Source organism: Nocardia sp. NPDC055029, from assembly GCF_053608525.1.
Window position 1 is genome coordinate 42799 of record NZ_JBSGVQ010000015.1, and the last position, 13162, is coordinate 55960.

13 protein-coding genes and 1 pseudogene are annotated in these 13162 nt (G+C 67.3%); 2 read left to right on the top strand and 12 right to left on the bottom strand.

Annotation, left to right across the window (positions count from 1 at the left end):
• Nucleotides 1-8: 8 nt before the first annotated feature.
• From ACWF9G_RS15715 to ACWF9G_RS15760, 10 genes are read right to left on the bottom strand one after another with little or no spacing between them, the layout of a single operon-like run.
• Complete coding sequence (locus ACWF9G_RS15715; RefSeq protein WP_379309080.1) at nucleotides 9-1193, bottom strand: MCE family protein; 1185 nt, start codon at nucleotides 1191-1193, stop codon at nucleotides 9-11.
• Entirely contained in the window at nucleotides 1190-2299 is a 1110-nt protein-coding gene (locus ACWF9G_RS15720) for an MCE family protein (protein WP_452516001.1), read from the bottom strand. Before ACWF9G_RS15720 ends, ACWF9G_RS15715 begins: the two co-directional genes overlap by 4 nt.
• Entirely contained in the window at nucleotides 2296-3396 is a 1101-nt protein-coding gene (locus ACWF9G_RS15725; protein ID WP_452516003.1) for an MCE family protein, read from the bottom strand. The genes ACWF9G_RS15720 and ACWF9G_RS15725 overlap by 4 nt, the downstream gene beginning before the upstream one ends.
• Nucleotides 3396-4409 (bottom strand): MCE family protein, encoded by a 1014-nt coding sequence (locus ACWF9G_RS15730; protein ID WP_452516005.1) that lies wholly within the window; start codon nucleotides 4407-4409, stop codon nucleotides 3396-3398. The genes ACWF9G_RS15725 and ACWF9G_RS15730 overlap by 1 nt, the downstream gene beginning before the upstream one ends.
• Nucleotides 4406-5428, bottom strand: a complete 1023-nt coding sequence (locus ACWF9G_RS15735) for an MCE family protein (RefSeq protein ID WP_452516007.1) — start codon at nucleotides 5426-5428, stop codon at nucleotides 4406-4408. The genes ACWF9G_RS15730 and ACWF9G_RS15735 overlap by 4 nt, the downstream gene beginning before the upstream one ends.
• Nucleotides 5425-6861 carry an MCE family protein gene (locus tag ACWF9G_RS15740; RefSeq protein WP_452516009.1) on the bottom strand — a complete coding sequence of 479 codons (1437 nt, stop codon included), beginning with the start codon at nucleotides 6859-6861 and terminating at the stop codon, nucleotides 5425-5427. The genes ACWF9G_RS15735 and ACWF9G_RS15740 overlap by 4 nt, the downstream gene beginning before the upstream one ends.
• A gap of 5 nt (nucleotides 6862-6866) precedes the next feature.
• Nucleotides 6867-7730, bottom strand: coding sequence for an ABC transporter permease (locus ACWF9G_RS15745; RefSeq protein ID WP_379309074.1), 864 nt, complete (start codon nucleotides 7728-7730; stop codon nucleotides 6867-6869).
• A gap of 1 nt (nucleotide 7731) precedes the next feature.
• The gene (locus ACWF9G_RS15750; RefSeq protein WP_379309073.1) at nucleotides 7732-8616 is read right to left on the bottom strand and encodes an MlaE family ABC transporter permease; all 885 of its coding nucleotides are present in this window, start codon (nucleotides 8614-8616) and stop codon (nucleotides 7732-7734) included.
• Between the two features lie 44 nt (nucleotides 8617-8660).
• Nucleotides 8661-8846, bottom strand: a complete 186-nt coding sequence (locus ACWF9G_RS15755; RefSeq protein WP_189033405.1) for a hypothetical protein — start codon at nucleotides 8844-8846, stop codon at nucleotides 8661-8663.
• On the bottom strand, nucleotides 8846-9070 hold the full coding sequence (locus ACWF9G_RS15760) for a hypothetical protein (RefSeq protein ID WP_379309072.1): 225 nt from the start codon (nucleotides 9068-9070) through the stop codon (nucleotides 8846-8848). The genes ACWF9G_RS15755 and ACWF9G_RS15760 overlap by 1 nt, the downstream gene beginning before the upstream one ends.
• Before the next feature lie 473 nt (nucleotides 9071-9543).
• Here ACWF9G_RS15760 and ACWF9G_RS15765 point away from each other — a divergent pair, with 473 nt between their 5' ends.
• The gene (locus tag ACWF9G_RS15765) at nucleotides 9544-10710 is read left to right on the top strand and encodes a thiolase family protein (protein ID WP_452516011.1); all 1167 of its coding nucleotides are present in this window, start codon (nucleotides 9544-9546) and stop codon (nucleotides 10708-10710) included.
• A 5-nt stretch (nucleotides 10711-10715) separates the two neighbouring features.
• On the top strand, nucleotides 10716-11717 hold the full coding sequence (locus tag ACWF9G_RS15770) for an oxygenase MpaB family protein (protein WP_452516013.1): 1002 nt from the start codon (nucleotides 10716-10718) through the stop codon (nucleotides 11715-11717).
• A 70-nt stretch (nucleotides 11718-11787) separates the two neighbouring features.
• Here ACWF9G_RS15770 and ACWF9G_RS15775 read toward each other — a convergent pair whose 3' ends face one another.
• The gene (locus ACWF9G_RS15775) at nucleotides 11788-12528 is read right to left on the bottom strand and encodes an SDR family oxidoreductase (protein WP_452516014.1); all 741 of its coding nucleotides are present in this window, start codon (nucleotides 12526-12528) and stop codon (nucleotides 11788-11790) included.
• A gap of 64 nt (nucleotides 12529-12592) precedes the next feature.
• Nucleotides 12593-13138 (bottom strand): annotated as a pseudogene (locus tag ACWF9G_RS15780) (TetR/AcrR family transcriptional regulator); the annotation flags it as partial.
• Nucleotides 13139-13162 lie beyond the last annotated feature (24 nt).

Sequence of the window (13162 nt, forward strand, 5' to 3'; positions counted from 1 at the left end):
CGGGACTCCTAACGGGGTGCTGGCACCGCGGGCTGGGACAGTTCGTTGCCGGTCACGCCGGGCGGCGGGCCCGCTCCGTTGTCAGGGCCCGCCGGTCGCGGCGCGTTGGCCGAACCGCGGATCTGCAGGGCGGGATTGTCGGTGACGCAGTAGTTGTAGAGCCGCACCCTGGTGTCGGTAGTGGGGGTGGTCGGCACGGTCGGGACGGTCTCGTAGTCACACGTCGGGCGCGGCCACGGATCGACGAGGGTGTAGTACGCGTTGTGATGGGCGGGGACGCCGACTGCTTCCGCGAAACGGCTCAGCGAGGGGAACAGCACCTCGATGGCGGGCTGGCGTAGCTTGGCCGCCCGGGTGATGGCCACCAAGTTGGTCACCAGATCGGTGATCGGGTTCTGGGTGCGCGAGATGAAACCGCCGAGGGTGGCGAGCTGTCCCGGACCCTGCTCGAGCAGATGGCGCAGTTCGGCGTCGGCGGCGGTGAACTGCTGGAACAGGGCGCTCCCCGCCTGGGTGACGGTGCCGAGGTCCGGTTGCGCGTGCGCGGTCGTGGCGGCGATGACCTCGAGGTTGCGCAGCAGGTGCTCGGTCTGGGGGAGCAGGTCGGTGAGTCCGGCCATCGCCCTGCTGATCCCGGAGATCATGTTGCGCAAGCCGTCGGGCCCGCCTGCCAGCGCCTTGTCGAGTTCGTCGACGATCACGGTGAGCCGTTCGGGATTCATACCGCCGACCAGGCCGCCCAGATTGCCGAGCACCGACTGCATCTGCACCGGCACCGCCGTCGAGGCACGGTCGATCACCGCGCCGTCGCGCAGGAAGGGACCGGATTCGGACACGGGCCGGAAATCCAGGTACTGCTCGCCTGCCGCGGACAACCGGGCGACCGCCACCGTGCCGCCGACCGGAATCCGGACGTCGTCGGAGATCTCGGCGACCGCGGCGATCCCGTCACCGGCGACCCGCACGTCCTCGACCCGGCCGACCCGGACGCCGCGGAAGGTCACATCGCTGCCGACGGTGAGCCCGCCGGAGGTCGCCAGGTGCACGGTGACCGCGAAATCGGACCTGGTCGGGTCGATCCGCAGCACCGCACCGCCCAGATACAGGCTGCCCAGCACGAGCACCACGATCAGGCCGAGATTGGCGACCGCGACGCGGCGGCGCACCAGCCATTGCCACAACGGTGAATTCATCGGGGTCCCTCCTGCGCCGGGGGTCGTGGCGTGCTGTTGAGCCGACCGGTGACCTTGGCGATCACCTCGGCGATGCTGCCGAGGAACATCGGCACGTCACCGGTCTCCGGCCAGCGGCTGCCGATCGGATCGCTCAGTGCGCCGATGTCGAGGTAGGACAGGGTTCCGCCGACGGCCAGGTTCGGGCCGCGCAGGCTGTCCATCACGTGCGGATACATCTGATGGAATCCCTCGAGCGTGCCGGTGAGATCGTCGCCCATCTGGGAGAACCCCGACATCAGGTTCTGCACGCTCTGGAAGAGGCTCACGAATTGCGCTCCGTTGGAGGTGCTGAAATCGCCGAGCGCGTCGGTGGTCACCGCCAGCTTGTCGATCAGGTCGACGATGGCCTGATTGTTCTCGGCGAACAACCCGATCAACTGCGGGAAGCTGTCGGCGGCGGCGCCGAGTTCGGTTTTGCGCCTGGCCAGTTCGCCGGTCAGCACCGACAGTCCGGACAGGGTGGCGTCCAGATCGCCGGTGCGCGCGTTGAGCGCGGCGATGACCGCGGTCATCTCGCCGATCAGATGCTGCAACTGCGGGGCCTTGCCTGCGAAGATGGAGTTGAGTTCGGCGGTGGCCCTTGCCGCCTGGTTGAGCCCGCCGCCGTTGATGAGCATCGAGATCGACATCATCAGCTGCTCGACCGAGGCCGCCGAGGCAGTGTGCTCGGTGCCGATGGTCGCGCCCTCGCGCAACGGCGGTCCGGCCTGGTCGGCGCTGGGCAGTGTCATGGCGACGAAGATGTCGCCCAGCGGGGTCGCCTGGCGCAGTTCGACGGTGGTGCCCGCGGGCAACTGGATGTCCTCGCGGATCAGCATTTCGACATCGGCCAGGAACGAGGTGGTCGAAATCCCGGTGACCACACCGATATCGGTTCCGCCGATCTTCACATGCGCGCGATCGGGCAGGTTGAGCGCGTCGCGGAAGGTGGCGTGCACGGTGTAGCCGGGCCCGCCGATGCCGGGCTCGGGCATCGGCAGCTCGGCCACGGTCAGGCCGCACGCACTGGTGGAGGCCACGGCGACGGTGCACAGGACCGCCGCGGTGGTGGAGCGCAGGTTCATTTCGTCAGTCCCAGCAGCGCGGCGGTCAACCCGAAGTCGGGGCCCAGGTCGGAGATCTTGCCGGTTCGGCAACCGTCCAGACGCATCTGGACCCGCTCGCAGAACAGCGACAGCGCCTCGCCGTCGAGGATCACCTTGTCGAGCAGACCGTGCAGGCGCAGGGCCTGGTGTTCGCGGCTGATGGCATTGTCGAAGTTCTGGAACATCAGCGGACCGACGTCGATGACCTCGGTGAGATTGCGTGCGTTGGCGCGCATCTGGGCCGCGATCGCGACGAACTTGGTCACCGCGCCCGCCAGCTGGTCCTCGTTCTGACCGACCACCGAGGAGGTGTTGGTGATGAAGTCGTCGAGCTGGGCCAGCACCGCCTGCAGACCGGGGGACTGCTGACCGAACAGGGCGATCAGCTCGGTGAGGCGGCCGCTGAAATCGCGAACGGTCTGATCGTTCTCGGCGATGATCTGGGTGATCTCGCCGAGCTTCACGATGGTGTTGGAGATCTGATCCTTGTTGGCGAAGGTGAGCTCGAAGGCCGCCGAGAGTTCGTCGAGGGTCTCGCGCAGCCGGTCACCGTTGCCGTCGAGCAGCGGGTACAGCACCCGGCTGGCCATCGGCCCGGTCTGGTTGTCGCCCTTCAGCGCCTCGCCCAGCTGATCGAAATTCGCCAGGATCCGGTCGAGTTCGACCGGTGTCCTGGTGCGGGTCAGCGGCAGATGCGCGCCGTCGGCGAGTTCGGGACCCGACCCGGTGTAGGCCGGTGCCAGCTCGACGTGCCGATTGGTGATCAACTGCGGTGACACCAGCGCCGCCATCGCGTCCGCGGGAATTCGCACCTCGCGGTCGACCGACATCACCACCTCGACGTAGCTGCCGCGCGGGGTCACCGAATCGACCACGCCGACCGGTACCCCGAGCACGGCTACTTCGTTGCCCGCGTACAGGCCTGCCACGTTCTCGAAGTCGGCGCTGATCCGCTTGCGCTCGCTCAGCACCTGATCGCCGAATCGGGTCACACTGTCGGGCAGCAGCGAGCAGCCCGATACCAGCGCGGCGGCCAGGCACACCGCCGCGAGCTTGTTTCTGCGAGTGAAAGTCATCAGTTGCACCCCTGCACGGCCTGCGCGAAGCACAGCCAGTTGTCCGGAAAGAGCCACGGCGCCCAGATATCGCCATAGGGTCCGTTGCCCAGCACGTTGTTGAACTGGCGCAAGGTCACCGGGGCGATCTCATAGATCCGGTCCAGGTTCTCCTTGTTCTTGGTCAGGCCGTCGGCCATGGTGTTCAGGTTCTGGATCAGCGGGGCGAGCTCACCGTTGTTCTCGATGCCCATCTCCTGCAGCAAGGCCGACATCGCCGCGACGTTGTCGAGCAGTTGGGTGAGCAGGGTCTGCCGTTGCTGCACCGCGGCGCCGATCGCCTCGCCCCTGGTCAGCAGCACGAGCACGCTGTTGCGGTTGTCGGAAACCAGTTGCGAGACCTGATCCATGCTCTTCAACAAGGTGTCGACCTCGTCGCGCCTGCTGTTGATCACCTGGGCCAGCGCGCCGATGCTGTCGAGCGCCTGGACCGCCATGGCGGGGGAGTCGCCCAGCTGCTGGGTGAGGACATCGAGAGCGGTGCGCAGTTTCTGGGGGTCGATGCGTTCGATCCGCTCGAACGAGGAACTGTACTGCGGGTCCCGGATGACCTTGCTCAGGTTGTAGGGGACCGTGGTGTTCTCGATCCGAATACGGTTGTCCGGCAGTCCCTTTCCATCGCCCGGGTGCAGGTCGACGTGCAATCGGCCGAGAATGGTCGACATCTCGATCGATGCCTGGGCGTTGGGGCCGAGACGGATGTCGTCGCGGATGCGCAGGGCCACATCGACCTTGTCGTCGACCAGCTTCACCTCCTGAACCTCGCCCACCTCGATCCCGGAGATGTCCACGGTCGCGCCGGGCCGCAGGCCCGCCGCCTGGGCGAATTCGGCGTGAACGGTCTTGTCACCCAGCTGGATCCGGGACAGCACGCTCGACCCGCCCAGCAACAGCACCACGGTGGACGCGGCGATCAGGCCGAGCCGCAGCTGGCGATTGCCACGCGGGAATCCTGGTATACGTGGCCGGATCATCGGCACACCCCCGAATGCGCATTGCCGCCGACCTGCGAGAACAGGCCTTCGGGGAGCAGGACGCCCCACAGGGAGACGTCGAGACCACAGAAGTAGGCGTTGCCGTAGGCGCCATAGCCGGTGAATCGGGCGACACCGTTGAGGAAGTCGGGAAGTTCGACCGCGCCGCGATCGAGGGCGGCGCCGTTGTAGAGCAGCATCATCACCCCGGTGGTCGCGTTGCGCTGGGCCTCGGCCACGCCGGGCTGAACCTGCCCGATGAGCGAGACCAGCGAGTTCGTCGCCCCGGACACCCGTTCGACCGAGCTCTTGAGCGACTCGCCCTCGGCGTAGAAGCCGTCCATCAGGCTGCGGGTCTGGGTGATCAGGGTTTCCAGCTCGTCGCTGCGGTTGGCCAGACCGGCCAGCACACTGCTGAGATTGGTGAGCACGTCGCCGAGGATCTGATCGCGCGCCCCGAAGGTACCGGCCAGCTCGGCGGCCTGGGTGATCAGCGCCGACAGCGACACCTCGTTGCCCTGCAACGCCTGGATCAGCGTCTCGGACAGCGAATTGATCTGATCGGGCTGCAACACACTGAACAGCGGTTCGAAGCCCGACAGCAGGGCCGAGACGTCGAAGGACGGTTCGGTGTTCGCCAGCGGAATCTGGTAGCCGGTCGGCACCGTCGCGCCCGCTTCGGCGCCGGGCGCCAGCGCGATGTAGCGTTGGCCGATCAGATTCTGATACCGCACCAGCGCTTTGGTGGTGTCGGTGAGGTGCTGGCGTGACTGGATCCGGAAATCGACCCTGGCGGTGTAGTTGTCGTCGAAGTCGATCGCCTCGACCCGGCCCACCCGGACACCGGCCATCCGCACGTCATCGCCGACCCGCAGGCCGAGCACATCGGTGAAGACGGCGGAGTAGTCGTCGGTGTCGCCGGGGACGGTGCGTTGCAGGGTGGACCAGATCGTGTAGGTGAGCACCGTGGCGAGCACGACGAACAAGCTGAAACCGACTGCTGCCTTGGTGTATTTCACTGTTGGACACCACCTTCGGTAGCGGGGACGAGTGGCAGGTTGCCCAGGATCGACCCGAGCAGCAGCAGCTGGGTGAAGTTCGGCGCGCCGCCGACGATCGCGGACACCGCGGCGATCCCGGTGAGTGAGCGCGGCTGCGCCGCGGGCGTGCCTGCGGGGGCCGGATCGACGGCCGCCGCGGGCGCGGTGATGCCCGGAATGGCGGGCAGGCCGGGAATCATGGGAAGCCCGGGCAGCGTCGGCACGGTGACCTCGGGCAGCGTGGGCAGTCCCGGGATCGGCAGGGTGGGCACCACCGGGGCGGGCCCGGCCGACTCCAGCCGCCGCGGAATCATGCTGTCCGGGTATTCCTGTGGCGGCGCCACCTCCGGCACCGTCGGACCGCCGCAGCGGGGACCGGTCATCTCGCCGTAGCGCGGGCAGTCCTGCGCGGTGTACTGCTGGAACGGCGTGAACGAGACATTCAGGCGCCAGGCCATCTGCCTGCGCGGACCGAAAGTGAATGTCTGCTGCAGTTTCTGGATCGAGGCATTGAGGTTGGCCGCCGTCGACTGCAGTGCGCCGGGATCCTTGGCGATGCCGCCGAAGAGCCCGTCCAGACCAGCGACCAGCTCCTTGCCGGAATCGGGGTTCGCGGCGAAGAGCGCGTTCACCGAGTCGACCGCGGTGTTGCCCTGTACCAGCAGCTCCACCAACTGGGCCCGGTGTTCGTTGAGGGTGCGGGCCGAGGTGACCGAGTCCGCCAGCACGCCGACCAGTTCCGGCGCCGACTGGCTCAATGCCGTGGTGGCGCGGCCGAGGTTGCCCAGCAGGTCGCCGATCTCGGGAATCTGATGCACCGCGGTGAGCCACTGGTCGAGGCGCTCGATAGTGGAGCCGGGTACCCGGGAATTCGGGTCGAGTGCCGCCGAGAGGGTGGCCAGTACCCGGCCGAGCTTCTCGGGCTGGATGTTGTCGAGCACATCGCGCAGGGTGTTGAGGGTGGACTGCAGCTGGATCGTCGCCTCGCTGGTGTCCTCCGCGATGGTGGCGCCCGCACGCAAGCCGGTGGCGGTGCCGCCGTTGTCGACGAGCTGGATGGAGGAGACGCCGAAGATGTTGTCGGGGACAACGCGCGCGGTCACCGTGTCCGGGATCGTCTCGGCCAGTCCGGGTTTCAATTCGAGGGTGGCGTGCTGGCGTTCGCCTTTGGCGACCATCTCCACGGAGGCGACGGCGCCGACGACCATGCCGCGGAATTTGACGTCGGCGCGCTGGGGTAGCCCGTCGCCGGTGCTGGTGAGGTCGGCACCGACCACCACGGTGTCCTCGAACTCGCCGTTGTAGCGCAGTGCGAGCAGATACAGCGCGACCGCGAACGCGGTGATCACCGCCAGCCCCGCCAGCGTGAGCTGGACGGGTCTGGGGCCGCGCCCACTGGGATCGAGAATCATGCGACCTATCCCGAAATCCGGAATCCGGGGTCGATGCCCCAGATAGCAAGGGTGAGAAACAGATTGGTGAAGACCATCACGACGATGACCATCTTGATGGCCCGGCCGGCCGCGACCCCGACACCTTCGGGGCCGCCGGAGGCGACGAAACCGTAGTAGCACTGGATGAAGGCGGCGAGCAGGACGAACACCACCACCTTGAACAGCGAGAAGAACAGGTCCCCGCCGACCAGGAACTGGAAGAAGTAGTGGTCGTAGGTGCCCGCGGTGGTGCCACCAAGGACCAGCACCGACAGCTTGGTGGCGAGGTAGGACACCGCCAGGCCCATCGTGTAGAGCGGCACGATGGTGACGGTGGCCGCGATCATCCTGGTGGTCACCAGGTAGGGCAGCGGCCGGATGGCGATCGATTCCAGCGCGTCGATCTCCTCGGAGATCCGCATCGAGCCGAGCTGGGCGGTGAACCGGCACCCGGACTGGATCGCGAAGGCCAGCGTCGCCAGGATCGGCGCGATCTCGCGGGTGGTGGCGAAGCCCGAGATCGCGCCGGTGAGCGGACCCATCGTCAGCAGGTTGAGCGCGGAGTAGGACTCCATGCCGACCGTGATGCCGCCGAAGGCACACAGCACGACGACGACACCGACGGTGCCCCCGCCGACGATCACCGAGCCATTGCCCCAGCCGACGTCGGCGACCAGACGCGCGACCTCCTTGCGGTAGTGGCGCAGGGTGAACGGGATGGCGATCAGGGCCTGGAAGAAGACGATGGCCTGGTGGCCGATGCGCTGGTTCGCCTGGACCGGGATCTTGGCGGCCGCGCCGACGGCACGGACCGGACGCAGCGCGGGCGGAATGTATTCGGCAGCCACGTCACACCACCTTCGCGGGGAACAGCGTGTTATAGAGCTGGGTGATGATGATGTTGGTGGCGAACAGCATCAGCGCCGAGGTGACGACCGCCGAGTTGACCGCGTTCGCGACCCCGCCCGGGCCGCCCTTGGTGTGCAACCCGGTGTCGCAGGCGATGATCGCGGTGAGTACACCGAAGATCGCCGCCTTCACCAGCGCGACGAGCAGATCGTTGGCGACGGCGAAGGAGGCGAAGGAGCTGATGAACGAGCCGGGGGTGCCGCGCTGGGCGTAGACGTTGAACATGTACGCGGTCGCGAAACCGACGAACACGATGAACCCGCACAGCAGCATGCTCACCAGGACCGCCGCGGCCAGTCGCGGGGCGACCAGCCTGCGTACCGGATCGACGCCCATCACCTTCATGGCGTCGATCTCCTCCCGGATCGTGCGTGAGCCGAGGTCGGCGCAGATGGCCGAGCCGACCGCGCCGGCGATCATCAGCGAGGTCACCAGCGGCGCGCCCTGGCGGATGATGCCGAGCCCGGCGACGGCACCGATGAAGGTGGTGGCGCCGACTTGGTTGACCAGCGCGCCGACCTGGATGGACACGACGACCGCGACCGGAATCGCGACGAACGCGGTCGGCACGGCCGAGACATTGGCCATGAAGGCGCACTGGCGGACGAACTCCTGGAACGGGAAGCGTCGCTGCACGATCGACAGGAACAGCTGTACGATCGCGGCCCGGCCGAGCAGGACCTGCCTGCCCAGGGTTTCGACGGATTGCTGGGGGTGGCGTTGCCAGAGCCCGGAGACGCTGTCGGCGATCCGGCCGATTTCGGACGGTTCGGTGGCCGGTCCCGGCGGCGCGGTGCCCGCCGGTGGATGCTGGGTGGAGCTCACGCTGCACCGGTCCTTTCTTGCTGCGCGTGGAGTTCGCAGCTGCTCTACAGCGTGCTCAGCCAGCGTTCGAGGAGGATGACGAATCCGGCGACGCCGGCGATGCCGACGGCGACGACGCACAGCAGCGCGACCCACATGCCCACGCGCAGAACGGGATTGACCTGTGTCCGCCCGCCCAGGATCTTGACGACGGTCACCACGATGTCGATGACCCAGACCAGTGCCATCATCAGGTCATCGTCACATTCGCGAAGGTGAGCACCGGCCAGCAGACGATCGATCCGAGGAACGAGATGACCAGATCGACGCCGTGGAGATTGCGCAGGTGCGAGGTGTGGGTAAGCGTCCAGACGACACCGACGAGTCCGTACGGGATGCCGATGATGATCAGGGTGCCGAGGAACTCGGAGACCTTCATCTCGTAGCTCAGTAGCCTGTCGAGCCGTCGCAACATGGTGTACCGGTGTTCCTTTCCGCAGGACCGGTGGCATCGACGGCTGGTGGCCGACGTCGCTGACGGTCCGATGATGTTGCCAAGCATTCTGTCGCTGGCAGGTACCTCTATGGGCGGATCCCCCAGTGAACGCACTGTTTATCCGCAGAGTTCACAGTGTTCCGCGTTGATCGCCATCGTTAAGTTACTATGGATTCTGGAAAATGTGAGCAAAATCGCCGGTTATGTTTTCGGGGTTCGGCGACCGCTCGGCCGGTGGCCGCATCGGCGCCGCGGCTGCGTTGCCCGGCGCCGATGCAACCTCCGCATCGCGTCCCCGACCCCAGTCGAACGATGCGGAATGGACAGTAACATGACCCACCGATTGCAATCTACTGCGCATGAAGCAGTCGAAACATCGATAAGAATCGACGGAATCATGATTAACTTATGGCCTTGAGGCCGCCGACGGTCGGCGGTTGCGCAGGAGGATCATGATGTCCGCGGTCATCGTCGATGTTGTCCGAACGCCGTCCGGACGGGGAAAGCCCGGCGGCGGCCTGTCGTCGGTCCACCCGGCGACCCTGCTGGCCGGAGTGCTGGCCGAACTGGTCGACCGGACCGGGATCGACCCCGCCCTGGTCGACGATGTGATCGGCGGGTGTGTCACCCAGAGTGGTGAGCAGTCGAGCAACATCACCCGCACGGCCGTGCTGGCGGCGGACTTCCCGGAGTCCGTGCCTGCCACCACGGTCGACCGGCAGTGCGGCTCCAGCCAGCAGGCCGTGCACTTCGCGGCTCAGGGCGTGCTCGCCGGCGCGTACGACGTGGCGATCGCCTGCGGCGTGGAGTCGATGAGCCGGGCGCCGATGTTCTCCAACGCGCAGGGCAAGGACGCGCTGCGCGGCCCGCTCGCGGTGCGCTACCCGGCCGGTCTGATCGGCCAGGGCATCGCCGCCGAAATCCTGTCCGCCCGATGGAAATTGGATCGCACCACGCTCGACGAGTTCGCGGCCCGCTCGCACCGGCTGGCGGCGGCCACCGCCGCGGCGGGCGGTTTCGACGCGGAGCTGACCTCCGCCGGTGTCCTCGACGCCGACGAGACGATCCGGCCCGGCACCACCGTCGAGAGTCTGGCGAACCTGCGTCCGGCGTTCACCGATCCCGCTGCGCTGGAACGATTTCCGGAGATCTCCTGGTCGGTGACCCCGGGCAACTCCTCGCCGCTGACCGATGGCGCGTCGGCGGCGCTCATCATGAGCGAGCGGGCCGCGGCGAAGCTGGGGCTGACCCCGCGCGCGCGGTTCCATTCGTTCGCGGTGGCCGGCGACGACCCGACGCTCATGCTGACCGCGGTCGTCCCGGCGACCCGCAAGGCACTCGAGCGGGTCTCGCTCACGGTCGACGACATCGACTCCTTCGAGGTCAACGAGGCGTTCGCGCCGGTTCCGCTGGTGTGGCAGCACGAGCTCGGCGCCGATCCGGACCGGGTGAATCCTCGCGGCGGTGCGATCGCGCTCGGCCATCCGCTCGGCGGATCGGGCACCCGGCTGCTCGCCACCATGGTCAACCATCTCGAGCAGACCGGCGGTCGCTACGGGTTGCAGACGATGTGCGAGGCGGGCGGCATGGCCAACGCGACGATCATCGAAAGGCTGTGACGGCGATGAACACGGCAGCCAAGTCCGGCGAACCCGACTACGACGACCCGACCAGCGAGAGGTACGTGGCCGAGGGTCCGGGCCACGTCCCCAGGCCGGGCACAAGCATCCTGTCCGAGCCGGATCCGGCGACGCACCCGCCGCTGACGCTCGCGCAGGTGCGGATCCCGCTGCCCGACAGCCACCGTTCGCCGCGCAAACGGCCCGCGCAACTGGCGGACGCGCTCGACTTCTGGGCGTTCGCGGGCGCGGCGGCGAATGTCGCGATGCAGTTCGCGCATCGCGGAGTCGCGGCGGGTGTGATGGAGAGCCCCGTCGAGTCTGGGGCGCTGATGGTGCATCCGTGGAAACGGTTGCGTACCACCGCGTCCTATCTGGCGGTCGCGGTGCTCGGCTCCGACGAGGAGAAGCGGGCAATGCGCGAGGCGGTGAACGTCGCCCACCGCCAGGTTCGATCGGGACCGAACTCGAAGCTGAAGTACAACGCCTTCGACCGCAACCTGCAGCTGTATGTGGCGGCGGCGATCTACATCGGCTACGAGGACACCCACCAGCTGCTGTGCGGCAAGATGACCGAGGCGGAGCTCGAGCAGTTCTATCAGGGCGCGGACACTTTCGGCACCACCTTGCAGGTCCATCCGGACATGTGGCCCAAGACCCACGCCGAGTTCGACGCGTATTGGGTCCAGGCGTGTCGAGAGGTGGTGTGCGACGACGATTTCCGGGCCTACATCGATGACCTGCTGCACCTGCGGATGATCCACTGGTCGCTGCGCCTGCTGCTGGGTGGGCTGCTCAGGTTCCTGACGGCGGGATTTTTGCCACCGCACTTCCAGGAGCAGATGGGCGTCGAGTGGAGTGCGTCGGATCAGCGGCGGTTCGAGAATCTGTTCCTCTTCGTCGGATTCGTCAACCGGTTCATCCCGCGGTTCATCCGGTTCTCCGGCACCAACGCGATGATGGCCGACGTGCGGCGCCGGATCCGTCAGCACAAGGCGATCATCTGACCCGCCAGGGGGAGGGGGCCGCCGGCTCGTCGAGCAGGCGGCCCCGGTCGCCGCACGGTCCGGGCACGGGTCACTGACTGGTCAGCCACTCCGGCAACCGCGTCTGCGCGAGGCTCGCGCCCGCGCTGGGCAGCAGCTCGCGGTCCGGCACCGCCCCGAAGTAGCGCGCCCGCGGATCGGTGATCACCTCGCGCGGATCGTGGCGTGCGGCAAGCACCGTACCGATCCATTGGTCGAGGCCGAACACCTCCGGTCCCGCGATCTCGACGGTGCCGTTCAGCGGGGCGCCCACCGCGGTCTCGCCGACGGCAGCGGCCACATCGTCGGCAGCCATCGGCTGCACCGCAGCGCCGGACAGCCGCACAGTGCCCGAGACGGTCGCGGAGTCGGCAATCCTGCCTGCGAATTCGAAGAACTGCGTGGCGCGCACGATCGAGTACGGCAGCCCCGAACCCTTGATCAGCTCCTCCTGCGCCACCTTCGCCCGGAGGTAGCCGGACTCGGGCAATCGCTCGGTACCCACGACCGACAACGCCACGTAGTGCCCGACCCCAGCCGCGCCGGCGGCGTCGAGCAGATTCGTGGTGGAGGTCCGGAAGAACTCCATGACATCGTCGTCCTCGAACGACGGCGAATTGGAGACATCGACCACCACATTCGCATCCTGAAGCACCTCCTTCACTCCCTGACCGGTGAGCGTGTTCACTCCCGTGCTCGGCGCGGCCGGAACCGCCTCGTGGCCGTGTTCACCGATCCGAACGACGAGCTTCGAGCCGATCAGCCCGGTGCCGCCGATGACGACGATCTTCATGCTCGTTCCTTCCATTCGAGTGTTCGCTGGTCGATGCGCTCGGATGTTCCAGCGGCGCCGAACCAGTCAGCAGCTGACGGATCACCGGCCCGGCCCAGCGGACGAGTTCGTCGTGGCCGAGGTTCGCCACGGCGGGGTTGGCCAGAACGTACCGCGTCGTGGCCAATCCGATGACGAACGCGCCCATCAATCCGGCCCGCTGTTCGGGGTGATCGGGCGTGACGGCAGCCAGCTTCGGCGCCACCTGCGAGGCGAAAACACGCCGCATGGTGTCGGCGGCCGCCGGACTGGTCATCGCCGCGCGCAACAACGCGACGAAGGTGGTGTCCTCCTCCCAGACCGCAAAGAATCTGGACAGCAATGCCTCTGCCACGTCATCGGATTTGATCTTGGTCAGGTCAGGCAGGTCGAGGGTGAACTCGGCCGCGGCGGCGAAGAGATCCTGTTTGCTGCCGAAGTACCGCACGACCAGGGCTGGGTCGATGCCGACATCGGCGGCGACCGCGCGCAGGGTGGTGCGTTCGTAGCCGTCGGACCCGAAGCGCCGTCGAGCCGCCACCAGAATGTCGGCGCGTGTCTGCTGGGCGTTGCGCGCCCGCGGAGATGCCATGCGATGAGCGTAAGTCACCGACTG

Bases quoted from the DNA above. Each gene is read 5' to 3' on its own strand.
- ACWF9G_RS15770 (WP_452516013.1), top strand. From the start codon at position 10,716: ATGAACACGGCAGCCAAGTCCGGCGAACCCGACTACGACGACCCGACC.
- ACWF9G_RS15760 (WP_379309072.1), bottom strand. From the start codon at position 9,070: ATGTTGCGACGGCTCGACAGGCTACTGAGCTACGAGATGAAGGTCTCC.
- ACWF9G_RS15775 (WP_452516014.1), bottom strand. From the start codon at position 12,528: ATGAAGATCGTCGTCATCGGCGGCACCGGGCTGATCGGCTCGAAGCTC.
- ACWF9G_RS15725 (WP_452516003.1), bottom strand. From the start codon at position 3,396: ATGACTTTCACTCGCAGAAACAAGCTCGCGGCGGTGTGCCTGGCCGCC.
- ACWF9G_RS15765 (WP_452516011.1), top strand. From the start codon at position 9,544: ATGATGTCCGCGGTCATCGTCGATGTTGTCCGAACGCCGTCCGGACGG.
- ACWF9G_RS15755 (WP_189033405.1), bottom strand. From the start codon at position 8,846: ATGATGGCACTGGTCTGGGTCATCGACATCGTGGTGACCGTCGTCAAG.
- ACWF9G_RS15720 (WP_452516001.1), bottom strand. From the start codon at position 2,299: ATGAACCTGCGCTCCACCACCGCGGCGGTCCTGTGCACCGTCGCCGTG.
- ACWF9G_RS15715 (WP_379309080.1), bottom strand. From the start codon at position 1,193: ATGAATTCACCGTTGTGGCAATGGCTGGTGCGCCGCCGCGTCGCGGTC.
- ACWF9G_RS15730 (WP_452516005.1), bottom strand. From the start codon at position 4,409: ATGATCCGGCCACGTATACCAGGATTCCCGCGTGGCAATCGCCAGCTG.
- ACWF9G_RS15740 (WP_452516009.1), bottom strand. From the start codon at position 6,861: ATGATTCTCGATCCCAGTGGGCGCGGCCCCAGACCCGTCCAGCTCACG.